20 protein-coding genes and 1 riboswitch are annotated in these 24,063 nt (G+C 52.7%); of the genes, 14 read left to right on the top strand and 6 right to left on the bottom strand.

Annotation, left to right across the window (positions count from 1 at the left end):
- Window positions 1–70: 70 nt before the first annotated feature.
- Window positions 71–763, top strand: coding sequence for a two-component system response regulator RppA (gene rppA, locus SPI6313_RS19140; protein WP_072622431.1), 693 nt, complete (start codon window positions 71–73; stop codon window positions 761–763).
- Window positions 760–2,187, top strand: coding sequence for a two-component system sensor histidine kinase RppB (gene rppB / locus SPI6313_RS19135; RefSeq protein ID WP_072622430.1), 1,428 nt, complete (start codon window positions 760–762; stop codon window positions 2,185–2,187). The genes rppA and rppB overlap by 4 nt, the downstream gene beginning before the upstream one ends.
- On the opposite strand, the gene SPI6313_RS19130 is transcribed toward rppB, so the two are convergent.
- Window positions 2,188–2,718: a universal stress protein gene (locus SPI6313_RS19130; RefSeq protein WP_072622429.1), complete on the bottom strand. Its 531-nt coding sequence runs from the start codon at window positions 2,716–2,718 to the stop codon at window positions 2,188–2,190.
- A gap of 346 nt (window positions 2,719–3,064) precedes the next feature.
- A riboswitch (guanidine-I (ykkC/yxkD leader) is annotated at window positions 3,065–3,186 on the top strand.
- A gap of 80 nt (window positions 3,187–3,266) precedes the next feature.
- Between SPI6313_RS19130 and SPI6313_RS19125 the strand changes: the two genes are divergently transcribed.
- The 5 genes from SPI6313_RS19125 (at window position 3,267) to SPI6313_RS19105 (ending at window position 7,902) form a co-directional block, all read left to right on the top strand.
- The gene (locus SPI6313_RS19125; protein ID WP_072622428.1) at window positions 3,267–4,442 is read left to right on the top strand and encodes an agmatinase family protein; all 1,176 of its coding nucleotides are present in this window, start codon (window positions 3,267–3,269) and stop codon (window positions 4,440–4,442) included.
- Between the two features lie 69 nt (window positions 4,443–4,511).
- The gene (locus tag SPI6313_RS19120; RefSeq protein ID WP_072622427.1) at window positions 4,512–5,120 is read left to right on the top strand and encodes a glutathione S-transferase family protein; all 609 of its coding nucleotides are present in this window, start codon (window positions 4,512–4,514) and stop codon (window positions 5,118–5,120) included.
- 20 nt (window positions 5,121–5,140) lie between these two features.
- The gene (hypA, locus tag SPI6313_RS19115) at window positions 5,141–5,527 is read left to right on the top strand and encodes a hydrogenase maturation nickel metallochaperone HypA (RefSeq protein WP_072623237.1); all 387 of its coding nucleotides are present in this window, start codon (window positions 5,141–5,143) and stop codon (window positions 5,525–5,527) included.
- Window positions 5,528–5,599: 72 nt separating this feature from the next.
- Entirely contained in the window at window positions 5,600–6,298 is a 699-nt protein-coding gene (gene hypB, locus SPI6313_RS19110) for a hydrogenase nickel incorporation protein HypB (RefSeq protein ID WP_072622426.1), read from the top strand.
- Between the two features lie 101 nt (window positions 6,299–6,399).
- Entirely contained in the window at window positions 6,400–7,902 is a 1,503-nt protein-coding gene (locus tag SPI6313_RS19105; RefSeq protein ID WP_072622425.1) for a high affinity choline transporter 1, read from the top strand.
- A gap of 4 nt (window positions 7,903–7,906) precedes the next feature.
- On the opposite strand, the gene SPI6313_RS19100 is transcribed toward SPI6313_RS19105, so the two are convergent.
- Window positions 7,907–8,317, bottom strand: coding sequence for a hypothetical protein (locus tag SPI6313_RS19100; protein WP_072622424.1), 411 nt, complete (start codon window positions 8,315–8,317; stop codon window positions 7,907–7,909).
- Between the two features lie 48 nt (window positions 8,318–8,365).
- Between SPI6313_RS19100 and SPI6313_RS19095 the strand changes: the two genes are divergently transcribed.
- The 3 genes from SPI6313_RS19095 to SPI6313_RS19085 all read left to right on the top strand — a co-directional run bounded on the left by SPI6313_RS19095 (window position 8,366) and on the right by SPI6313_RS19085 (window position 10,748).
- Window positions 8,366–9,049, top strand: a complete 684-nt coding sequence (locus SPI6313_RS19095; RefSeq protein ID WP_072622423.1) for a response regulator transcription factor — start codon at window positions 8,366–8,368, stop codon at window positions 9,047–9,049.
- Window positions 9,039–10,325, top strand: coding sequence for a sensor histidine kinase (locus tag SPI6313_RS19090; RefSeq protein ID WP_217650670.1), 1,287 nt, complete (start codon window positions 9,039–9,041; stop codon window positions 10,323–10,325). The genes SPI6313_RS19095 and SPI6313_RS19090 overlap by 11 nt, the downstream gene beginning before the upstream one ends.
- Window positions 10,326–10,391: 66 nt before the next feature.
- Window positions 10,392–10,748 carry a NirD/YgiW/YdeI family stress tolerance protein gene (locus SPI6313_RS19085; RefSeq protein WP_217650669.1) on the top strand — a complete coding sequence of 119 codons (357 nt, stop codon included), beginning with the start codon at window positions 10,392–10,394 and terminating at the stop codon, window positions 10,746–10,748.
- Between the two features lie 124 nt (window positions 10,749–10,872).
- Here the strand turns inward: SPI6313_RS19085 and SPI6313_RS19080 are convergent, their stop codons facing one another.
- On the bottom strand, window positions 10,873–12,744 hold the full coding sequence (locus SPI6313_RS19080) for an eCIS core domain-containing protein (RefSeq protein WP_072622422.1): 1,872 nt from the start codon (window positions 12,742–12,744) through the stop codon (window positions 10,873–10,875).
- 163 nt (window positions 12,745–12,907) lie between these two features.
- On the opposite strand from SPI6313_RS19080, the gene SPI6313_RS23720 reads away from it, so the two are divergent.
- On the top strand, window positions 12,908–13,054 hold the full coding sequence (locus tag SPI6313_RS23720) for a hypothetical protein (RefSeq protein ID WP_175551187.1): 147 nt from the start codon (window positions 12,908–12,910) through the stop codon (window positions 13,052–13,054).
- A gap of 23 nt (window positions 13,055–13,077) precedes the next feature.
- On the opposite strand, the gene SPI6313_RS19075 is transcribed toward SPI6313_RS23720, so the two are convergent.
- Window positions 13,078–14,475: a hypothetical protein gene (locus tag SPI6313_RS19075; RefSeq protein ID WP_139276699.1), complete on the bottom strand. Its 1,398-nt coding sequence runs from the start codon at window positions 14,473–14,475 to the stop codon at window positions 13,078–13,080.
- A gap of 716 nt (window positions 14,476–15,191) precedes the next feature.
- Window positions 15,192–16,604: an alpha/beta hydrolase gene (locus SPI6313_RS19070; protein WP_072622420.1), complete on the bottom strand. Its 1,413-nt coding sequence runs from the start codon at window positions 16,602–16,604 to the stop codon at window positions 15,192–15,194.
- Window positions 16,605–16,833: 229 nt separating this feature from the next.
- Here SPI6313_RS19070 and SPI6313_RS19065 point away from each other — a divergent pair, with 229 nt between their 5' ends.
- Entirely contained in the window at window positions 16,834–18,834 is a 2,001-nt protein-coding gene (locus tag SPI6313_RS19065; protein WP_072622419.1) for an ATP-binding protein, read from the top strand.
- 16 nt (window positions 18,835–18,850) lie between these two features.
- Here SPI6313_RS19065 and SPI6313_RS19060 read toward each other — a convergent pair whose 3' ends face one another.
- Entirely contained in the window at window positions 18,851–20,041 is a 1,191-nt protein-coding gene (locus tag SPI6313_RS19060) for a HEAT repeat domain-containing protein (protein WP_072622418.1), read from the bottom strand.
- Window positions 20,042–20,523: 482 nt separating this feature from the next.
- Between SPI6313_RS19060 and SPI6313_RS19055 the strand changes: the two genes are divergently transcribed.
- Together SPI6313_RS19055 and SPI6313_RS19050 are read left to right on the top strand one after the other, a co-directional pair.
- Complete coding sequence (locus SPI6313_RS19055) at window positions 20,524–22,062, top strand: ferredoxin--nitrite reductase (protein WP_072622417.1); 1,539 nt, start codon at window positions 20,524–20,526, stop codon at window positions 22,060–22,062.
- A gap of 379 nt (window positions 22,063–22,441) precedes the next feature.
- A complete protein-coding gene (locus tag SPI6313_RS19050; protein WP_072622416.1) occupies window positions 22,442–24,058 on the top strand; it encodes an MFS transporter in 1,617 nt (538 codons plus the stop codon).
- Window positions 24,059–24,063: the final 5 nt, after the last annotated feature.

Genomic DNA, 24,063 nt, shown 5'->3' with positions numbered 1-24,063 from the left:
GGGGGATGAAAATCAGGTGAAATGGGAGCGAATTCGGTATGATCGAGCCGGTGGCGGTTAAATCATTAGGATGCGTGTACTACTTGTTGAGGATGAAGAGGATTTGGGTAGAGCGATTAAGCAGGTCTTGATCGGCGAAAAATATGTGGTGGATTGGTTGCTAGATGGGACGCAGGCTTGGCTGTGCTTGGAACATCAGTGGACGGATTACACCGTGGCGATCGTGGATTGGATGGTGCCGGGGTTGTCGGGGTTGGCCCTCTGTCAAAAATTGCGATCGCACCACAACCCGCTGCCGGTGCTGATGCTCACCGCCCTGGGGGAACCGGAAAACCGCGTTGCAGGCTTGGATGCCGGGGCGGATGACTACCTCGTTAAACCCTTTGTGATGGCGGAATTGTTGGCGCGGTTGCGGGCCTTGCAGCGGCGATCGCCCCAGATCCAACCCCAGGATCTCAGCGTCGGCCCCTTCACCCTCAACGATGCCAACAACGCCCTGCGGTTCACTACCCCAGACCCACCGCAAACCATTCCCCTCACGGTCAAAGAATTTCAAATTCTCACCTACTTGATGCAAAACCCCCATCGCATCCTGTCCGGCAGCAAAATCCGGCAGCAACTCTGGGATCTCGACGAGGAACCCATGAGCAATGTGGTGGCGGCCCAGATGCGGCTCCTGCGCCGGAAGCTGGCGAACCATGGCTGTCCCTGCCCGATTGAAACCGTTCCTGGCCAGGGCTATCGCTTTGGGGGCCCACCATGAGCATTCGCCCCCTCTTTCGCCGGAGTCGGGTGCGCTTGGCCCTGTGGTATTCCCTGGTGATGGGGGGGATTCTCAGTCTTTCGGCCTATGGGGTCTATCGTTCGATTGTGCAGTCCAATTGGGGGGCGATGGAGCGGGAAATTGAGTCGATCGCGGGAACCCTCCATGACAGCCTTGAGCCACTTTTGCCGACCACGGGTGATCCGACGCAGGTGTTGCAGCGTATCGTTCCGGATCTCTGTCTGGTGGGACAGGCTTGCACGGTTAACAGAACGTTGATTCAACGCCATACGACGGGGGTGAGCGATCGCACCCTCTACTACATTCGCTTGTTTGATCATCACGGTGAACTGCTGGCCTTTTCCCCCAATCAACCCGCCCCCACGGAAACTGCCCTCACCCCTGTCTGGCAAACCATCACCCCCCCCGATGGCAAACGCTACCGCCAATTCACCACCATTTTGCACAATGCTGAGGGGCAGACTTTGGCGGGGCACAGCCATGATTCTTGGGGCTATCTACAAATTGGCCGGGACTTAACCGCGTTGGAGGCTGAAGCGCAGCGCATTGGCTGGATTTTGGCGATCGCACTCCCCGTGACGCTCCTGGTGGTGGCGCTGTCGAGTTGGGGGCTGGCGGGTCTGGCGATGCGCCCCATTTATCAGTCCTACCAGCAGCAACAACAGTTCACCGCCAACGCCGCCCACGAATTGCGATCGCCCCTCGCCAGTCTTCTCGCCACCGTAGATGCGATCACCCACCTGGCCCCCACTGATCCCCAAACCCTCTTCCCCCTCTTAACCACCGTGGAGCGGCAGGGACGACGCTTAAGCCAGTTGATTAATGACCTTTTACTCCTCAGTCGCCTTGAACAAAACACCGCCACCACCCCCCTGCAACGCTGCTGTCTGAATGATTTAGTCAGTGATTTGGCCGAGGAATTTTTAGAATTGGCGATCGCCGCTGACCTCACCCTGACGAGTCACGTTCCCGCCGCGCCCCTGCCGGTGTGGGGCGATGAACCCCAACTCTACCGCCTCGTCGCGAACGTCATCGCCAACGCCATTCACTACACCCCACCCGGCGGCGCGATTCACCTCCGCCTCGACCAGAGCGATCGCACCGCACTGATCACGATTCAAGACAACGGGATCGGCATTGCCCCCGCTGATCTGCCACGCATTTTTGAACGCTTTTACCGGGTGACGAGCGATCGCTCACGTCAAACCGGAGGAACCGGGTTAGGACTGGCCCTCGTGAAAGCGATCGCCCACCGCCATCACGGCCAGATCACCGTGACCAGCACCCCCAACCAGGGCAGCACCTTCACCATTCATCTGCCGATTCACCCCGACAGGGCATCACCCCGCCAGCCTGCGCCGTTGATCCCCCTGCAACCCTGGAGCTACCCGCCGCCGCAATGACTACTGCACCACCAACACCGCACAGGGCGCATGGTGAACCACATAATTGCTCACACTGCCCATCACGATTTCTGCAAGTCCTGTCCGGCCACGACGGCCCACCACGACGAGATCCGCAGCCCAATCCTGCGCTAGTTTGCAAATATAGTGGCTCGGTTCCCCTTCTTTGACGCTCACTTCAGTGCTCACGCCCTGGTCTTGGATGGCCGTGGCGATCGCCGTCAGTTCATTAATTAAGCGATCGCGCTCCGCCCGCACCGCCGCTTGGGACTGTTCAAATAATTCCGGCGAATAGGAACTGCCATACATCCCCAGGCTGCCACTGGCAAACACATTGGACGCAGGCGGTAACGGGTCACTCATGCCATGGCAGAGCATCAATTTACTATTGTGCAATTTTGCCATCTGCACCGCTTGGGCCAACACCTGCGGGCTTTGGTGTTTGGGATCGAGGTCTAACGCCACCAAAATACGTTGAATTGGGGTCGGAGTGGTGTCCGTAAGGGCGATCGCCTGTGCTTGTGTATCCATAGCATCCTCCAAAAGAATGGGCTACTGCTTATCCATCAATCAAGTTACGAGTCTGGATCGAGTACTAAGTGAGCCAGAGGCTCACACTACCATTGCTGGAATCCTCTGTAGTGCGAGCTTCTAGCTCGCTGCCCTGACGGAGAGAGGGATCAAACGCAGACTGCTTCAACTCTTCTCTCCATGATCTCACAGGGGTCGAGGGCATCTCGTCTTTTTGAGAGAAAAATTCATGATCCCCCATGATCTCGGCAGTTGATGAAGATGAAAAGTTATGGCGCGATCGCAGTTTCGTAGCCATTGATACGGTGCAGTTCCTGAGGAGCACCATACACTACGGGGCAACAATTCAATAGGTCTCTAGGGTTCCGGTTTTATCCTCAACAAATAAAACGACTGGACCAAGAGAGACAGGTTATCCACCCTTAACAAATGTCGATAACCCCACGGCGGGATAAAAGCCCGGGAGAACAACATCATTCAGACCCCTTGAATGGTGAATTCTTCCGGGCTAATTATTTTGCAGCGCATCCCTACATCGGAGTAAATCAATGACAGACTCAGCCTTTCAACCCCCCAACGGCCAAAGCGAAGCCCAACGCGCCCTAGGGATGGAACAACACCTCCCCCTCACCGGCTGGCAACAGGAAGTGAATCAGGGCTTAGAATTCGGCCTAGAAGCCGCCGCCAGCATCCAAGACCGCACCATTCCCACCTTCTCGCGGGGTGAACTGCCCCACTATGCCGGGATTAACACCTTCATGAAGGCCCCCTATCTTGAAGACGTGCGCCAAGTGGGCAATTATGACGTGGCGATCATCGGTGTGCCCCACGATTCCGGCACCACCTACCGCCCCGGCACACGCTTCGGCCCCCAAGGCATTCGCCGCATTTCCGCCCTCTACACCCCCTACAACTTTGAATTTGGTGTGGATTTGCGTGAACAAATTACCCTCTGTGATGTAGGGGATATTTTCACGATTCCTGCGAATAATGAAAAGTCCTTTGATCAGATTTCTAAAGGGGTCGCCCATGTCTTTAGTTCCGGGGCATTTCCGATGATTTTAGGGGGCGATCATTCGATCGGATTTCCCACGGTGCGCGGCATTTGTCAGCATCTAGGCGATCAAAAAGTAGGCATTATTCACTTCGATCGCCATGTGGATACCCAAGAAACCGACCTCGATGAACGGATGCACACCTGTCCGTGGTTCCACGCCACAAATATCGCCAATGCCCCCGCGAAAAACCTCGTGCAGTTGGGGATTGGGGGTTGGCAAGTGCCGCGTCAAGGGGTGAAGGTGTGCCGCGAACGGGAAACGAATATTCTCACCGTCACGGACATTACCGAAATGGGGTTAGATGCGGCGGCGGATTTTGCGATCGCCCGCGCCACCGACGGCACCGATTGCGTCTGGATTAGCTTCGATATTGACTGCATTGATGCGGGCTTTGTCCCCGGCACCGGCTGGCCCGAACCCGGCGGTTTATTACCCCGTGAAGCCCTCTATCTACTGAAACGAATTATTCGGGAAACCAACGTATGCGGCATGGAAATTGTCGAAGTTTCACCGCCCTACGATGTCAGCGACATGACCGCCTTAATGGCAACACGGGTAATTTGCGACACCCTCGCCCATCTCGTCGTCTCCGAACAACTCCCCCGCAAAGCAACCCCTAGTTACATCCACCCCGAAGCCCAAGTGGTGGATCAACCCTGGCGTTAACCCCACGGTTAGGGTTGGTGATCGCGCCAGCCCTGACCTGTTTTATGGTGATACCGGAGCATCCTCAAAATGTATCGACTTTACGATTTTTTACCCTCAGGGAATGGCTATAAAGTGCGGCTCTTATTGCGTCAATTAGAGATTCCCTTCGAGCACATTGAAAAAAATATTATTGCCGGAGAAACTCGCACCCCTGACTTTTTAGCGATTAATGCCAATGGGCGCATTCCCGTCCTCGAAGTGTCGCCGGGTCAATACCTCGCCGAATCCAATGCCATCCTGTATTATCTCAGTCAAAACACCGCCTTTTTTCCCGATGATCCTTGGGATCAAGCTCAGGTGATGCGCTGGTTATTCTTTGAGCAATACAGCCATGAACCCCATATCGCCACCTCCCGTTATTGGCTCCACAGCCTCAATCAAGGCGAAAAATTTCGGGAACAACTCGACCAAAAACGCCCCTTAGGGTATGCCGCCCTCCAGGTGATGGAAGACCATTTAAAAACCCATACATTTTTTGTCAATGAGTCCTATTCCATTGCTGATATTGCGCTCTATGCCTATACCCATGTGGCGGATGAAGGGGGATTTGATTTGTCACCCTTTACGGCAATTCAAGCATGGTTTGCACGGGTCAAAACTCAACCTAATCATTGTTTAATTACGGATTCAATGTGACGTTTTTAGAGGCAATTTTTATGCACGAAACAGACATGACTAAGGCATTGATTATGACCGTCCGGGATTGGTTTGAACATCAGCATGGTACGCCCAATATTGAAGCGATTCATTTAATCGTGGGACAGTTCACCTGTGTGGAACCGGCCAGTTTAGAGTTTGCCTTTACGGCTCAGACCCAAGGCACGTTTTTGGAGGGGGTGCGCTTGATGATTCAAGAAATGCCATTGATTGCGTTTTGCCATTCCTGTCAGGCAGAGTATGCGCCTCAAATGGGGCTGCAATATGCCTGTCCGACCTGTCACGCTCCGATGGAGGAGATTCGCTCTGGGCGTGAGTTAAAAATTGATCGGATTGAATATTCATATCACGAAGAAGATGCGATCGCATCCCCCACGTCCTGCTAAATCGGGTCAACGATGATCCCCCTAACACTTGTTTAAATCTGTCCCCATCATTCCCTATTGTGAGGTATTCCCATGCACCAAACCTTCGACGCTGCCCTGGAATTAAATTTGCTCCATGCCAACCAAGCCGGAGCGGATCACAATCGCGACCATTTCGATCGCTGGGGAATTCATTGTCTGAATTTAATGAGTAGTCCTGGCGCAGGTAAAACGGAACTCCTTGAACGCACCCTGGCGACCCTGAATGCTGAGTTAAAAATGGCGGTAATTGAAGGGGATATGACCACGGAATTAGATGCCGATCGCCTCCGTCAATACGATGTGCCGGTGATTGCGATTAATACCGGTCGCGCCTGTCATTTGGATTCCAAAATGGTCGCCGGGGGGCTGCATCAACTTTCCCATGACTATGATCCCACAACCTTTGATCTCGTCTTTGTGGAAAATGTGGGGAATCTCGTCTGTCCGGCGGAGTTTGAAGTGGGAGAACACGCTAAAGTTGCACTTCTAAGTGTGACCGAAGGGGAAGATAAGCCCTTGAAATATCCCTTAATGTTCCAGGAGGCGGATTGTCTTTTGGTGACCAAAATGGATCTCGCACCCTATCTGGATCTAGATCTGGAAATGCTCGTGGCTAATGTGCGTCAGATGAATTCTAATGCTGCGATTATTCCGGTATCAGCGAAGACAGGCGAGGGCCTCGATTTATGGTTCGATTGGGTGCGATCGCAAGTACAGGGCATGGTGTCTTCTCCACTGCTTACCCATTAATTGATTGGGTCTGCTCTCACCTGAAGTCTGGTGTAGATGTTGAAAGGGAAAGCGATCGAGGGAAAATCACAATGACACATCAACATTGAGAGAACTTTATTATGCCAAATCAGATTTTCTTTTGGGGAATTATTGCATTTCTTGTCCTGACCTTAGCCATTGGACTTTGGGCCGCGAAACAGATCAAAGGTGATAGTGTGAACTACTTAGTCGCGGGTCGTGGGTTGATTTTGCCCCTCGCCGCCGCAACTTTAATGGCCCAATCTGTAGACTCTAACGCCACCTTAGGAAACACCGATCTCGCGGGAGAATTCGGTTTTTGGGCGGGGGCTTCGTTACCCTTAGGATTAGCCCTCTGTTTATTCTTAACGGGGCTGTTTTTTGCGAAGCCGATGAACCGCATGGGGTTAATTACCTTGCCGGATTTTTATCGGGTGAAATATAACCGCCTCACGGAATGGATCGCCTCGATCATTATGGTGCTTAGTTTTGCCTTTCTCTTAGCAGGAAACTTAGTGGCGGGGGGATTTTTATTTCAGTCGTTTCTGGGAACCAGCTATGTGGCGGGGGTGATTCTCATCGCGTTGGTGGTGTTAATTTACACCGCCAGTGGTGGCCTGTTTGCGGTGGCCTATACCGATGCGATTCAAGTGGGCATTGCATTGATTGGGACGGTTGGATTGATCGGGTTTGTGGCGATTAATTATGGTTTCACGGTTCCCGAAGGCATGGGGCCCTTTGACCTCGAACAGTTAACAGACCCCAGCTTTGGGGCTGCGATTAACTGGGCAACACTGCTGGCTCTGGGTTTGGGGGATATTGTCGCGATTGATTTTATGGCGCGGGTTTTTGCGGCCGATAGTCCGGAAACGGCCCAGAGGGCTTGTTTAATTGGGTCGGCGGGTACGGTGTTGATCGGTGTGCCGTTTTCGATGTTGGCGCTGGCGGCTCCGACTATTTTAGAGGCTGCTGATGTGGCGCGTAATGCGGATCAACCGTTGCTGTTTAACCTGCTGTCGGGGGTTGTGCCGCCGGCCCTGGGGCTGTTGGTGATTACGGCGATTATGTCGGCTTCGCTGTCAACGGCGGATGGGGCGATTCTGGGCACGTCGTCGGTGATTGCCCATAATATCATTGGGATTCGCCACGATGACCACAATGCAGCGGGCGATCGCCTCCTGGCGATCACGCGGATGATGGCGGTAGTGATCACCGCCTTGGGCGTGATTTTCGCGGTGCTCGTGCCCCAAACCGGGATTCTGCTCCTCCTGGCGTTTGACCTGGGGTTTGCGGGGTTATTAATTCCCTTGGCTGGGGGGTTATTTTGGCCCAAAGCCAATGAATACGGCGCGTTAGCCTGCATCATCCTCGGCACAATCACCCGCTTGGCGTTTTTTGTCTTGATGCCGACGATGTTCGGCAGCGACAACACCCTGCTTTATATTCCAAACCCGATCTTCACCCCAGATTTTGATGGTTTCCCGACGTTGATTAGTCCCTTGGTGGGTTTAGCGGCGTTTGTGGGGGTTTCGCTGATGACGGGTGGCAAGGGTAAGAAAATTAGCCGCGACCCTAACAAAGCCCCGACGGAAGCAAACTTCTGATCGGTTAATCGAGGCGATAGCGGACGAGGGTTTGAATGGTGGTGACGGGCAGGTCGAGATCGGTGGCGATCGCTCGTTCCACCTCCGCAAAGTCCACAAACGGATATTCAAACTCTAGTGCTTGTAAACTACTCCCCACCGTTTGCACCACGACGCTGGTACTGCCCGACTGCTCATCAATCTCCGCATCAATGGAAGTGACGGTGAGGGTCATGGTTAAGTAGGTTTCACCCTGACGAATGGGGATGGTGTCGTCTGGAATGGTACGGGGCTGGCTGAGCACGCGGCCATCGAGCCACCCTGCACCGCCCCAGATGCCCAGGGCAATCAGTGGCAGCGGTAACCAAAATTCAAGCCCCCAGCGTCCTCCTTGGGACAGGAGCGGGGCGAAGATCGTGCGTCTTTTTCGAGTCATGGGATCATGATAGTGAAGAGTTAATGCTCAACGGGAGCAACGCAAGCCATGAAGGTCTTATTGGTGGAAGATGATCCGATGCAATTAGAACCCCTGCAACGGGCGTTGACGAAGGCGGGGCATAGTGTTGATGCGGTGGGAGATGGGGCGATCGCTGCCTCATTACTTGCAGACCGGGACTATGATTTGCTGATTTTAGACTGGATGTTACCGCAGATCAGCGGGGTGGAGTTGTGCCAGCGGTATCGCCAAGGGGGTAAGGGTGCTCCGGTTTTATTTTTGACGGCGAAAGATGCGATCGCAGACCGGATTACGGGTCTCGATGCGGGGGCGGATGACTATCTGATTAAGCCAGTGAATGTGCTGGAATTATTGGCACGGGTGCGGGCCTTGGGACGGCGATCGCCCCTCTGGCAAGGGGACAGCCTCGCCCTTGATGATCTGCGCCTCGATTGCGATACCCTGATCTTGACCTATCAAGACCACACCGTCCAACTCTCCGGGCGCGAATTTCAACTGATGGACTATCTCCTGCGCCACCCCCGCCAAGTGCTGACCCATACCCAACTTGAGCAGGCCCTCTGGGAGTGGGATCATGAGCCGGACAGCCATGCGATCGCCACCCTGATCTATCGCCTCCGCCAACGCCTCCAAAGCCTCGGCGCAGACTCCTGGCTACAAACGGTCTATGGCATGGGGTATCGACTCGTGAACCCCACGGATGATGTTTAACCACAGTCGCCGCCGCCTGGCTCGCTCCTTCACGCTGTCGATGGGGCTGATCTTAGTCACCTTTGCCGGGTTGGTCTATGGGCGTGAGGTGCGCGATCGCATTGATACCCTCGACCGCGCCCTCTACAGCACCAGCCAAGTGATGATCGGCGGTGTGGAAGTGACCCATTATCAAGGTCAGCAGTACATTGACCTCGAAGATATGCCGCTACTGGGCGACGATTCACGCTTTTTAAACACAGAACTCCACTTTGCACGGTGGTATACAACAAGCAAAACCCTGGTGCAATTTTTCGGTCCCATTCCCCCGCCTCGCCTCATGGATCAACCGGGGTTAATCACCCGTGGAGCGGCACAGACTCCGACGGGGGGACGGGGCGATCGCCTCCGTCAATTAACCCTTCCCGTCTACCAAAATCAAATCCTGATCGGTTATCTCCAGATCGCGACTTCCCTCCACCCCATCGAAACCCAACTGCAAAAACTGCGCTGGTTTTTAGCGATCGGTGTGCCGATTACCCTAGGGGCGATCGCTAGCGTCGGCTGGATTTTAGGCGGCATCGCCATGCAACCGATTCGCGTCTCTTACCAAAACCTCCAGCAATTCACCGCCGACGCATCCCACGAACTGCGTAACCCCCTCGCCGGGATCATCAACCATGCCCAAGTTGCCCTCATGGAGCCGATTGACCCCCAGGAACAAACGATGCGCCTCGAAACCATCGCCGCGATCGCCACCACCATGGGCAGCCTCGTTAGCCAACTCCTTTTCCTCGCCCGGCAAAGCGGCGAACTCCCCGCCCACCAACGGCAGCGGGTCAACGGAGCAACCCTCCTCGCTGCCGTCATCGCCGCCCACCAAGAAGCGATCGCCGCCAAACCCTTAACCCTCCAGACCCAATTCCCCGCCGATCCCGTCTGGCTCTGGGTTGAACCGGATCTATGGCGACAGGCGATCGCCAACCTCCTCAGCAACGCCTGTCGCTACACCGACCCCGGCGGCACCATTACCCTCGCCCTCAGCCAACAGACCCGCTGGGCGATCATCACCGTCACCGACACCGGCATCGGCATGACCCCCGCCGACCAAGCCGCCATTTTTAAACGGTTCTATCGCGTTGATCAGGCGCGATCGGCTGAAGGATTTGGCCTCGGCTTGGCCATTACTGAGCAAATTATCACCGCCCACCAGGGCAAAATCACCGTTCGCAGCCACCCCGGACAGGGCACTTGCTTTACGATTCGTGTTCCCCTTGCCCCGGATTATGAATCCTGAAATATTGGTGTGATATTTGCCTGTCATGCTGAACACATCAGCAAACCAATCACTCCATTTTTTGTTATGAACATCAACTCTTTCAACACCCTCGGTCTCGGTGCGATCGCCCTCTCCAGTGCCCTGGTCTTCTCAGAAGGAAACCCAACTGCGATCGCCCAATCCACCATCCGCGACCTGCAAACCACCCGCAGCACCACCGTCTCCGGCAAAATCGTTCACCTCTACGGCGATGAATTTATCCTCGATGATGGCACCGGTCAAATCATGGTCGAAGCCGAATCTCGCCCCCTCCGCCGCGCCCAAATCAGCCTCGGCGAAACCGTCACCGTCCTCGGCCAATTCGAGGACGATGAAAACGAACTCAACGCCTTCAAAATCATCCGTGCCAACGGTGAAGAAATCTACATCTTCGACGACTAATCCAAAATCCGAGCTTGGGTCTAACCCCATCCATTCAGGGTTTCACTCTTGACGGGGGGTAAGAAGATCCACTGCGATCGCCCCCCCGAAGCCACAGAAGTTAATTGATTGATCGCACTATTTTTTAGCGAAGAAATTTTGCGACTGCTTCACGAATTACAACGTCCCTTCCTTCCTTTTTATTCGCCTTCCCCAGAACTTGATCCTGATACTTCGTTTCCCATTCGTCCATAGACGTGACCTGCTTAATATTCAGATCATCTGCCTCCACCACAAACAACCCTTTCGGTAGTGTCGATAACTTCATTCCCTTAACGGGTTCATTATTCCATTTCAACCTGTTCTCCTGAGACTCTCCGTGGCCAAATGAATGGATGGCATTGGGTCCATAGGCAATAATCAGGCGTTGATATCCCGTTAGATGCTGTACCTTAAAGGCATCACCGGGGTAGCCAGACTTAACAGGCATCAGATAAGTTGTCCCTGTATTGTCTGGTTTATTTTCGTCATATACATCTGATACATCTTGCTCAGGTGTCATCTTGCCTTGCCCAAACCTTTGAGTCGGGCCAGTTCCATGGACAGCATCTAGGACGACTAGATTAACATCTACATCGTCACTGTAGGGGCTTGCGTTTTTGATCCAAGTTGCGAATGTTGTTGCTGTTGCTGAACCACGACTAAACCCTTTTATGTTTATTTGTACCTTTGGAATATCGGGATACTTAGTTTTGAGTTCCCAATATGCCACCATAAAATTTGTGAATTCGTCCTTAGCATCATCTAAATTTTTTGCTGTGCTGTTCTTACCTCTATCCGCAGCTCCCGCTCCTAGTCCTAAAATTTTCCCAAGAGGTCCAGCATATTCAACTACTTTTTTGACCGAGTCTTGAGCTTTTTTCTCTTTTCCGTATTTTAGTCCATCATGTTTATGCCTTGTAGGATCCATCTGTTTTTTGTTTGGGTTTTCGGGTTTCCGATGGGTTTTCCATGCCGGTTCCCCAGAACCAGCGAAATTGAACTTGAGAATATTAGGTCTAGAAGCTAAATCTTTTTGTAGTTGTTCTTGCTGCTCTGGCAGCAAGTGCCTAGCATTTCTTTTTGATGGATCAATTGGATTAATCCCTGCATTTCTTTTTGATGGATCAATTGGATTAATCCCTCTCACAACCTCTATAGATCTGCGTGGCATATCTGCCCGGCTTGGCCCCTGATTTGGGTTTGCCGGTGCTTGTTCTGGTTGTCGTTTTCTCAGTCTTGCTTGTTGTTGGGCTAATTCTTCTGGTGTAACACCAATGACTCTTTGAATGATTGGCTGTTGTATGGGCGATCGCTGTACTGCCCCGCCATTCTGTTGCACCACGTGGGTCAACTCATGGGCGATGAGGTGTTGACCACTGGGGTTGGTGGGTTGATATTCCCCTTGGCGGAAGAACACGTCTTGGCCGGTGGTGAAGGCTTTGGCTTGGATGGATTGATTGAGTTGATCCGATTGGGCATCGGTGTGGATTTTAACGCCGCTGAAATCTGCGCCCATGGCTTGGCCCATCTTGGTTTGCAGCGTCGGATCTAAGGATTGGCCGCCACCTTTCGCGCGGTTGATGCCCTGCTCAAGTTCTGGGTCAGCGGCTCCGGTGGGGACTGCCCGCTGTAGCTGCGGCTTCATCTGGAGTTCGTCGTCTTTGATGTCTTTGCGCTGCACAGATTGATCGGCAGAGGGGGCATTCAAGTTGTGGACGACTTGGGAAGCGACGTGATCGGCTTCTTGTTCGTAGCGATCGCCCGGTTGGCCGATAGTGAGTTTGGCTTGTACGGGAGTTTGTACGGGGTTTTGGCCAAGATTGGGGAGGGTTTTGCGTTGGCCGGGGTTCCACTGGGGAAGTTCTGCCGTTTCGGGGTCGGCTTTCGCCTGAACAATGATGGGTGGGGCAAATTGATTGGTTTGGGGTGGGAGCGTTGTCGATGTTTGGGGCTTTTTCTGGAAGTGAGAGCGCATATCGACAGGCCTCCAATGTTTAGGTAGTGAGCGAAAATTTGAGTATCACCCTCTTCAAGACATGTGAGGTGATGAGGCAATTTATTTGATCCAGTCTTCTCATTCTAGTTTAGTGAAAACGTTCCGATTGGAGCAATAGACATTTGTCTAGGTTTCAACGTTGATGGATGATCATTTGGCCAAGCAGCAGCATGGGGTGGTGGATGGAGCGATCGCAGAATCATTTCTCAAAAATCATGACGAAAACAACCTCAACACCATTGAAATCATACGCGTCAGCGGTGCAAAAACTTCAAACTTAGATGACTAAAACCCCACCCTAAAACTCTTAATTTAATACAGATAGGGCTGTTTATTTTTTTCATTCACCTCAGCACTACTCCAGCGTTGCTTCTCGCGATTCTTCTCCAAGCCATCCCAGCCCAAAGCCTTCCGGCGTTGGCTTTTCTCCCGTTCCCATTGCCATTGCTGACGCTGCTCCTCTTCAGAACGTAGCGTCTTAGAAGACGGATGATTGGATCGTAATTCACTCGTCCGACTACTTCCGTCTCGCATGGCCTTTTGACTTTTTTGTGACCAGCCAGAACTAGCCGTCACATTAATCAAGGTGCGGAAATGGCCGTGCTCTTCAGGATTTTTCGTCACATACCATTCCCCTCGGACACACCAAGCCAGAGCATCAGGACTTTCCTGCGCCACAGCCCCCACCATTTGTGCTTTGAGATTTTTGGTTTCATCGCGGAGACGACCTTCATGCACCTGATTGGTGATGTAACCCATCTGATCCCCATGCTGAATCATCGCGTAGGGAGAACCACCATGCAACGTATCTGCGGAAACCTCTCGATTATTATCCCCAATTTTAGCAGAGGCTTTTTCGACATGAATTGTGCCCTCTCGCAGGGGCATTTTTGGCGCACCGTTAGCCTCTTTTTTCTTTTGTCCATGGGCAATGTATTGATTAATACCGGTCAGCAGTCTCGCTTTTTCTCTTGACCCTTCCATGAGAGTTTTATTGTGTTTATAAATCTCGTGAAGATCGTAATCTCCTGTATATAAAAACTGTTTCCATCTATGATTCGGGAGTGCTTGGCAAAACGCGGCAAAATTCTTCATGGGAATATAGGGCGAGTTTGTATCTTTCCCCTCTACAAAGGGTTGAATGACTCTCAACCCCTGAGCATGGGGATCATCGTTATCTACTTTGCGAGCTAACTCTTTTTCAGTCAACACATCCTTTTTGTCCACTCTCACCCCCAAAAGCTGCCCAGTTCCATCTTTCCAATGGCCAACAAATCCTTTCAATTCACTGAGATTTACACCATCAATGTCGGGTAAAATTGCTGATCCATTGCGGAGTGCTTCGGCAGCTTCTGGATGGTATTTTTCCAGTGAACTTTTCTTGATTGACTTCTCTAGGATTGTATGGGGTTTTGGTTTTGCACCCTCTTTGACTCTGTCGAGGGAGAGACTACCTGTGTCTCGTGTTGAGAGAATTACATTGTATTTTTTGCAATATAGGCTGATGGCTTCTTTATGATCTTCAGTTACAAATTCTTTGGTGACTAATGAGTCATTTTTGTAGGATTTCAAGGTGTCTTCTTTGGTTAACGGTCCATAGGGAACCTCTGGCTCTGATTCTTCTGTCCCATCTTTTTTCGCTTTCGTTTTTACCCAACGTCCAGGGGATTCTTGCTTCCATTGGCTTCTCTGCACAAATGCGTCGGGCAAGGTAGATGAACGTGAGGATAACTGTGTGGGAGCGCGTTGCACAGAGCTTCCACTTTGCTGCACCCCATGGGTTAACTGATTGTTTTCGCGCTGTGGCGTATCGGTTGGGAGGGGATCGGGGGATTGTTGAAGGGTGGGGACGATTTGGGAGATGAGGCGATCGCTGTCTTGTTCGTAGTAGTCGTGGGGTTGGCCGAGGGTAAGCTTGGTTTGTACGGGTGTTCCGCTGAGAGTTTGGCCGAGGTTGGGGAGGGTGGCGTGTTGGCCGGGGTTCCACTGGGGAAGTTCCGCTGTTGCGGGGTCGGCTTTGGCCTGAAGAATGGGGGACGGAGCGAATGGGTTCGCCTGGAGCGGGGTTGTTTTGGATTGTTGAGGCCGTTTTGAAAAATGAGAGCGCATATTGACAGGCCTCCAATGTTGAGTCGTAATCGAAGTTTAGTAGTGATCGAAAATTTTAGTATCACCCTCTTCAAGAGACATTGAGTGATGATATCGATTCGTTTTATCCAGTCTTCTCATTCTAGTTTAGTGGAAACGTCCCGATCTGAGCTATGGACATTTGTCTAGAGAGATCTGTGAGGAAAAGATAAAAAAGAGGGGAGTGAAAGCCTCAAAAGATGGAAAAAGGGGGTAAAGAATGCAAGAGAAAAACATGCCTGGACAAGGATGCCCCAGCGATGCGAGCGACGCAGAATGGGAAATTATTCAACCCTTACTTACCATTTTGTGTGATCTTTATCGTTGTCCTGGCGGCCTCGTCCCAGAGTCACCAACTTATTCAAGTAGTCTTTTTGATAAAGTCCACCAACATGTTGATCTGTTTCAAGATGGTCTCCTGCTCGAGAATAACTAGATACATTAGTAAACTTACTTTTTTTGACATTCTGTAGTTTGGTTTTGTCGAGATCTAATTGATCACCTTTTGCTTCAGTTCCGCTCATAAAATGAATGGGGAGATCAGCATCTCGTTTAGCCAGTTTTTTTAAGTTTTCTATCGTATCGAAATTACCAGCACTTCCTTTCGCACCTAATCCTGGAATAATCCCTAGAAGCGGCTTGCCCATCGTTCCTTGACGATAGGCTGTATCGATCGAACTATGGAGAACTAAACCTCCGAGCGTAATATTTTCTTTCGCCAAAGATTTGGCAAGGTTTGAGGCTACAGCACCTCCCAATGAAAATCCGTGCAGCACAATGTTACCCGGCACAAATCCAGCATCATTAACATACTCATAGATGCGACGCGCATCTTTATAAACCCCTGCCTCCGACAAAAAGGGAGTGCTTTCCTCACCTTTTTTATTCAAATCCACACTTTCCCCAAACCCTCGATAATCAATGCCATAGACTGTTGTTCCGCCTTCACAATAGGTATTCGCAACGGGTTCTAACTGTTTCTCGTTAGGCCCTCCACTCCCAGAGAGTAGGATAACAGCCTTGCCATTCCGCTCTATTTTGGGATCATATCGAAAACCCCGTAAAGCATACTTTTTGTCTACCTTGATTTCAATTTTTTTTGCATCATAGTTACGATCATCTTTGGCATCAGGACGAACCCAGTCGTCTTGAGTGAGGTTCCCCTCGTCATCGATTTGCTTTTCTACATCTGTTCGCGTTTTTTCAAAGCCAAAGACATTCCTGGCTGCATATTCTGCACCAAGTGCGCCAAGAACTGGCAAACCGAGACCAAATGCAATATCTGACATTACTCTTCCTGTTTTTCCGCGTGCAGCTTGAATGGTTGGCACTTGGGCTGACTGTTGAATCATTGGGGTGGTTTGCTGTGACTGCGGTTTCATTTGGAGTTCGTTGTCTTCGATGTCTACGCGCTGCACAGAGTGATCAGCAGAGGGGGCATTCAGGTTTTGGACAATGTCAGAGGCGACGCGATCGGCTTCTTGTTCGTAGCGATCGCCCGGTTGGCCGATAGTGAGTTTGGCTTGTACGGGAGTTTGTACTGGGTTTTGGCCGAGGTTGGGGAGGGTGGCGCGTTGGCCGGGGTTCCACTGGGGGAGTTCCGCCGTTTCGGGGTCGGCTTTGGCTTGAATGACAGTGGGCGGAGCAAATTGATGGGACTGGGGTGGGGGCGTTGTTGATTGTTGGGGCTTTTTCTGGGAGTGAGAACGCATAGCGACAGGCCTCCAGTGATTTTAGGGTGTGAGAATTTTCCATCCTTGTTGTGGGACAAGATGGGGATAGATTTAGGGTGTGGCTGATCGTAATTCTAGTTCTTAGCTTAGGGGAACGAGTTGATCTAAGTTATTCGACTTTAGTCGAGTTTTGGGGGTTGGGCGGGTGATTCGGGCCGGAAACTGTACTACGCTGGGGAGTTAAGAAACGCGAGGATACTTTGATGTTATGGGTTTTGAGCGATCGCACCCCTCCCAATCTGACCCGACTTGGTATCAAGACAATTACGACTATTTAGTGGAAGCGATCGCCGTAATCCAGACGTGGCTCGATCGCACCATTGCCCAGAGTCAGGATCGCACCGCAGAGATGCCGCCGCCCCCGGACGAGGCAGGGATGGAGGCGATCGCGGCTCAGATGTCCCACCCTCCGGCGTTGCTCGAACTCTGTCAACGCTTTGGCTTGTCTACTTTTGAGCGAGATTTAATCGTGTTTTGTGCGGGGCGGGCCGTGCATCCGGAGTTTCGGGATCTCTGTGCGATCGCCCACCAACAGCCCCAATGCACCTATCCCACCTTTCAGCTTGCCTTGCAACTGTTTCCCCATAGCCATTGGCAAGCCCTCACCCCCCACGCGCCCCTGCGCCGTTGGAACTTGTTGCACAACTCCACCGATGACGACATCACCCATGCCCGGCTGCAAATTGATGAAAGCATTTTGCACTATCTCCTGGGTGAACCCTACGTCGATGGGCTGTTAGCTGGGGTGATTGAGCCACTATCCTCGCAGCAATCCCCCCTGTCGTCCTCCCATGCGGCCCTCGTTGAGCCGATCGCAGCGATGTTGACGGCGGCGCAATCTAGCCCGATCGTGCAACTGTGCGGGGCGAATCCGGAACAACGCCAAGCGATCGCGATCGCCGTCAGCCACGCCAGTCACGCCCCCCTCTATCGGATCGCCTTGGCGGATCTGCCCACCGCTGCCCCGGCGTTAACCTCCCTCATTCTGTGCTGGCAACGCTTTGTGATCTTGACGGGGAGTTTACTGGTCTGTGATCTAGACGCGGGGCTAGGGAGCGAACAAACCACGGTCCTGCAACGGTTTGCCCATCGCCTCAATGCTCCCCTGCTGCTCTCTACGGCGGAGCGGATTGAACTGTCTCAAGGGGCGATCGCCGTTTTCAATATTCCACCTCTCACCCACCCCGAACAGTGGCAACTGTGGCACACCGCCCTCGGCCTGCTCGACGAAACCCACCACGCCGCCCTCAATGACATCATTGCCCATTTCACCCTTTCCCCCCGCACGATCCAAACCGCCAGTCTGGTAGAGGTTGACCCCGATCCGGCGGTGTTTAAACAAACCCTCTGGACATTTTGCCGCCACCAAGCCCGCCCCCGCCTCGACCACCTCGCCCAACGCATTGATGCGATCGCCACCTGGGATGATTTGATCTTAGGCGATCGCGAAAAAGCCCTCCTCAAAGCCACCGTCGAGCAAGTCAACCAACGCCACACCGTTTATGAAACCTGGGGATTCGCCAGTAAAGGCCGCCGCGGCCTAGGGATTACCGCCCTGTTTGCGGGCCCTAGTGGGACGGGGAAAACCATGGCCGCCGAAGTGATCGCCCGCGAACTCAACCTCGACCTCTACCGCATCGATCTCAGTGCGGTCACCAGTAAATACATCGGCGAAACCGAGAAAAATCTCCGCCAAATTTTCGACGCAGCCGAAGCGGGCGGTGTGGTGCTGCTGTTTGACGAAGCCGATGCCCTCTTTGGCAAACGCACCCAAGTCAAAGACAGCCACGATCGCCACGCCAACATGGAGGTCAGCTATCTGTTACAGCGCATGGAAGCCTATCACGGCCTCGCCATCCTCACCACCAACCTCAAAGACAATCTCGACGATGCCTTCACCCGGCGGCTGCGATTTATCATTAACTTTCCCTTCCCCGAAGCCGAGTCCCGTGCCCAAATTTGGCAGCAGATTTTCCCGCCCCAAATGCCCCAAAAAGGGCTTGATTTTGACCTTCTCAGTCAACTCAACGTTACGGGGGGAAATATTCGCTCCATCGCTCTCAATGCGGCTTTTCTCGCCGCCCAAGCCGATGCCCCCGTCACGATGCAGGCCATTCTCGACGCGGCTCAATCGGAATACCTCAAATTCGGCCAAAGCCTCACCCCTGCCGAAATCCGGGGCTGGAAAAAACGGTCTTGGTCGCCTTAAGTCCTGGGTATCCGGTTTAGGCGGGTAAGTCGAACCGCTTCAACGCCGCGATCGCATGGAGGCGCACCCGATGATCCACATCCCCCATCAACTGCACCAGGGCATCAATGGCAATCGGATCGCCCAGTTGGCCCCAGGCTTGGGTGAGGGCTTGTTTGAGGCGATAGTCCAGGTTGCGATCGTGGTACTGCCGGTAGTAGTTGAGCAGCAGGGTTGCACCGGCCGGGCGGAGCGACTCCCGCTCAATTCGTCCGACGATGTGGATCGCTTCGACCCCCAATCCAATCGAGAGACGCGGCAGCAACTCCTGTAAGACGGCTAAACTTTCGGGGGTGGCCGTCCAGCCCAGCGCCCGGATTAAATCCTGTTGCAGGGGGGCGGGGGTGGTGGTGCGTTCGAGGACGCGGGCGATCGCTGCCACCGCCGCCGGACTGCCTAAACGCCCCAAGGTTAACGCCGCCTGTTGACAGACTTCCAAATGCCAATCTTCTAAACAGGGGCACACCGTCGCCAACACCGCCTGCTCCCCGATCTGAGTCACCCGCAACCCCAAGCCCATCAAGGCCTCACGCCGCACCGCCGCCACGGGATCGCGCACGGCCTGCTGTAACACTGGGCCAATGCGTGTATCTTGGAAGCCGCTCAGGGCCTCGATCGCTGTTTTACGGATGATTGGGTCGGCATCTTGGGTAACGGTGAGGAGGGGGTCAATCACTGCCTGGTGGTGAATTTGGGCGAGGGAGCGCACGGCGATAGGGCGGGCAGTGGGTTGATCAAGGCTATGGGTGAGGGCAGCGATCGCCGGTTGGCCAATCTGAGCCAGGGCCCCAGCCACCACCGTACACAATTCTTCATCAGCACAGGTTTGCAACAGATCAATCAGGGTATCAATCACCTGCGGCTCTGGGAATTCGCCGAGAATGCGTCCGGTAAACCAGCGTTCTTCGAGTTCTCGTTCTCCATTGGAGAGGATCGCGAGGAGCGGTGCGATCGCCCCCGTACCGAAACGCGGCAACACCTTCGCCACCTCCCAACGCTCTTGAAAATCCCCCCATTCCAACACCAACAACGCCAAATCCAGGGCGTGCCGTTCTTCATCTGGTGGCGAAACGGGTGCGATCGCCAACCATTGACGCAGATGCTGACACACCGCCGACCACTTTCCCGCTTGGGCACATTGAGTCGCAGCAGTAAGGGAATGAGACATAAAAACCTAAGAACACCAGTGACAATCAAAACACGCATCATCCAGGTTCAAACCGCCCACAAGCCTGGATCGCAACTTCCCCATAGCATGGCCCTGAGCACAGCACAGGGGTGAGTCTTCAGTGTAAAAGAAATTTTCGTTTTCCTCTCCCTTTTTCATGCACAAATCGCATCATTTTCAGATTCGATCCTCATAAAGAAACAAAAGTTGTGCCCAATACTACAAAATTCCGAGGATTTTCTCCATAAGGTGAACCTAATTCTAGACTCAATCCCATCGCCTTTCTCCAGCCCATATCCGCCCAGCCTGGTTGACTGACAAAATTAGCCAGATCCCGGCAAGCCCTCACCCTAGCCCTCTCCCTAGGGGATAGGAAACTGGAAAAATGGATCGGCTCCCCTCGCCCTCTGGGAGGTTGGGGGTGAGGGCTATCAAGTCAGTCAACCATCCGCCCAGCACTGAACCTATCTGAATCACTCGCTATGACTAGCCAACCCTCCTTAAACCGATTTGAACAATTAAAAGCTGCCAAAGATGGATTGGCGGTGAAAGATGAACTTGAACAATTTGCTGCCCTTGGTTGGGAAGCCATCGACAAGAGCGACCTCGAACATCGTCTCAAGTGGCTGGGTATTTTTTACCGACCGGTGACCCCCGGTAAATTCATGTTGCGGCTGCGGATTCCCAACGGCATCATTACCGCTGACCAAATGCACGTCTTGGCGGAAGTGGTGCAACGCTACGGAGACGATGGCAGTGCCGACATCACCACCCGTCAAAACCTCCAACTGCGGGGCCTGCGCTTTGAAGATTTTCCCGATATTTTTCGTCGTTTTAAAGCGGTTGGCCTCACCTCTGTGCAGTCGGGGATGGACAATGTGCGCAATATTACTGGCTCTCCCGTCGCAGGTATTGATGGCGATGAATTGATCGATACCCGTGATCTTGTCCAAGCGGTGCAGGACATGATCACCAACAAGGGCGAAGGGAATGCCGAATTTACCAACCTGCCGCGTAAATTCAACATTGCCATTGAAGGCGGTCGGGATAATGCTGTTCATGCTGAAATTAACGACATTGCGTTTGTGCCGGCGTACAACGCGGGTGAACTGGGCTTTAATGTGCTAGTTGGTGGCTTTTTCTCAGCACGGCGGTGTGAAGCGGCGATTCCTTTAGATGCTTGGGTTCCACCGACGGCGGCGGCGGTGGTGGGGATCTGCCGCGCCATTTTGACGGTGTACCGGGATTATGGGTTGCGATCGAATCGTCAGAAGGCACGGCTAATGTGGCTGATCGATGAGTGGGGGATGGAGCGGTTCCAGGCGGCGATCGCTGACCACCTCGGCCACCCCTTAACCCCAGCCGCAGCAAAAGACGAAATTGATTGGGACAAGCGGGATCATCTCGGCGTTCACCCGCAACTGCAACCGGGTTTTAGTTTCGTGGGGCTCCATATTCCCGTCGGGCGTTTAGATGCGGCGGCCATGTTTGAGTTGGCGCGGCTAGCAGAGGTGTATGGCAATGGGGAAATTCGCTGGACAGTAGAACAGAATGTGATTTTGCCGTTTATTGCCAATGAAAATCTGCCGATGTTCTTAGCCGAACCTCTCTTAGAACGCTTTAGGCTGGAGCCGACACCGTTAACGCGATCGCTCGTCTCTTGTACCGGTGCACAATTTTGTAATTTCGCCCTCGTGGAAACCAAACAACGGGCCGTTGCGATCGCCCAAACCCTCGATCAACGCCTCGATATTCCCCACCGAATTCGCATCCATTGGACAGGCTGCCCCAACTCCTGCGGTCAGCCCCAAGTGGCTGATATTGGCCTGATGGGAACCAAAGTCCGCAAAGATGGCAAAACCGTTGAAGGTGTGGATATTTATATGGGGGGAACCGTGGGCAAAGATGCCCAGCTTGGCACCTGTGTCCAAAAAGGGATCGCCTGTGATGATTTAATTGCTGTTTTAGAATCCCTCATGATCGAAAAATTGGGGGCAACGCCTAAGGCACCCGCCCCATAGGAGGTAGCGACAGCGGCCAGATCAAAATCACGTTAACCACAACATTTGATCCATGGCGATCGCACCCTAATATCACCCCCATCACCCTTTCCTGAATTCGATAAAAATCAGTCCGCTGGTCTGATTTTTTTTGTCTGCAATTTTGCGCTTAAGACCGACTCAAAAGGTATGCAATCTTAAATAAAAAGTGATGATTTAATTGCATTTCATTTATTTTTTTGTATCAAAAAACACGAAACATCTCAAGTAACAGTGTGATGCTAAAGGACATCAACAACAACCATTTTGAATGTAGTCATTGATTCAGAATGAGGGAGATTAATCCTCTTGTTGACGTTCTCTATTTTTGTTACTGTTTCGCCTAACTTTTATCATTGCAATGCTCACAGAAATACTGTCTTTTCGGGATCGATATCGCGTTTTACATTTAACCTGGTTTGCCTTTTTCCTCTCCTTTGTGGTGTGGTTCAATATGGCTCCCTTAATGACCACCATTAAGGAAGAATTTGACCTCGCCCAAGGGCAAGTCGGCACATTACTAATGTGTAATGTGGCGTTAACCGTTCCGGCCCGAATCATTATCGGAATGCTCCTCGATAAATATGGCCCCCGATTAACCTATTCAGCCTTATTAGTGTATGCGGCAATTCCCTGCTGGCTCTTTGCGACCGCAGGGGATTTCAATCAACTGGTGTTAGGTCGGTTGTTGATGGGGATTGTGGGTGCAGGGTTCGTGATTGGGATTCGGATGACGGCGGAATGGTTCCCCCCGAAAGAAATTGGTCTCGCGGAAGGGATCTATGGCGGCTGGGGTAACTTTGGCTCTGCGTTTGCAGCGTTAAGTCTCGTGTTAGTGGCGGGAGCGTTGAGCTTCTTCCCCGGTTCCTTTGAATTAGCCACGGGTCAAGTGTTGAACTGGCGCGGTGCGATCGCTGCCACTGGTACCATTGCCGCCATCTACGGCTGTTTCTACTTCTTCAACGTCACCGACACCCCCCCCGGTAAAGTCTACCAACGCCCCGAAAGTGCCCGTGGCATCGAAGTGACCACCGTGAAAGACTTCTGGCTCTTGATGGCCATGAATGCCCCCCTCACCGGGATTCTAATGGTCTTGGCTTGGCGCTTGCAAAAAGTGAACTTCCTCTCCCCCACGGGCATGATGATTGCCTGGGTCGCTCTAGTTGGTTTGTACCTCTTTCAATCCTATAACTGTTGGGAAGTCAACAAAGACCTGCTCGCCGGTCGCAAACACTATGCCCCCGAAGATCGCTACAAGTTCAAGCAAGTGGCCATCCTCGAACTCACCTACATTGTCAACTTCGGGTCTGAATTAGCGGTGGTCTCCATGCTACCGGCATTCTTTGAAGGCACCTTTGGGCTGGATAAAGCCTTGGCGGGGTTGCTCGGTGCGAGTTATGCCTTTGTGAATTTGGTGGCGCGTCCCGGTGGTGGTTTAATCTCTGACCGCTTGGGCAGTCGGAAAAACACCATGGCAATTCTGACCTTCGGGATGGGGATTGGCTATCTGGTGATGAGTAGCATTCCTTCCCTGCGCGACTCTCTCGGCCTCTCGCAAATGCCGATGATTATCCTAGCGGTGGTGATGACCATGGCTTGCTCCTTCTTTGTCCAAGCGGGTGAAGGGTCTACCTTTGCGATCGTGCCGCTGATTAAGCGTCGCGTGACCGGGCAAATTGCGGGTAACGTGGGGGCGTATGGCAACGTGGGAGCGGTGGCATACTTAACGATTTTGAGTATGTTGCCGGTGTGGTTAGGGGGCGGGGCGGAAGCAAGCCCGGCGATCATTGACCAAGCCAATGTGATCTTCTTCCAAATCTTGGGGGTGGCGAGTTTGGTGGTGGCGTTCCTCTGCTTCTTTATCTTGGAAGAACCCCAAGGCTCTTTCGCAGAATTCCATGAAGGGGAAGCGGAAGTGGTGGCCGCCCATGGTCATCCCTCGGTGTTACCGGAAGATCAATCTGCTCGGATTCTCTAAGTCTT

The organism is Spirulina major PCC 6313 (assembly GCF_001890765.1).
GTDB lineage: Bacteria > Cyanobacteriota > Cyanobacteriia > Cyanobacteriales > Spirulinaceae > Spirulina > Spirulina major.
Note: the sequence above shows the minus strand (reverse complement) of the source record. Positions and strands in the feature narration are given on the sequence as shown.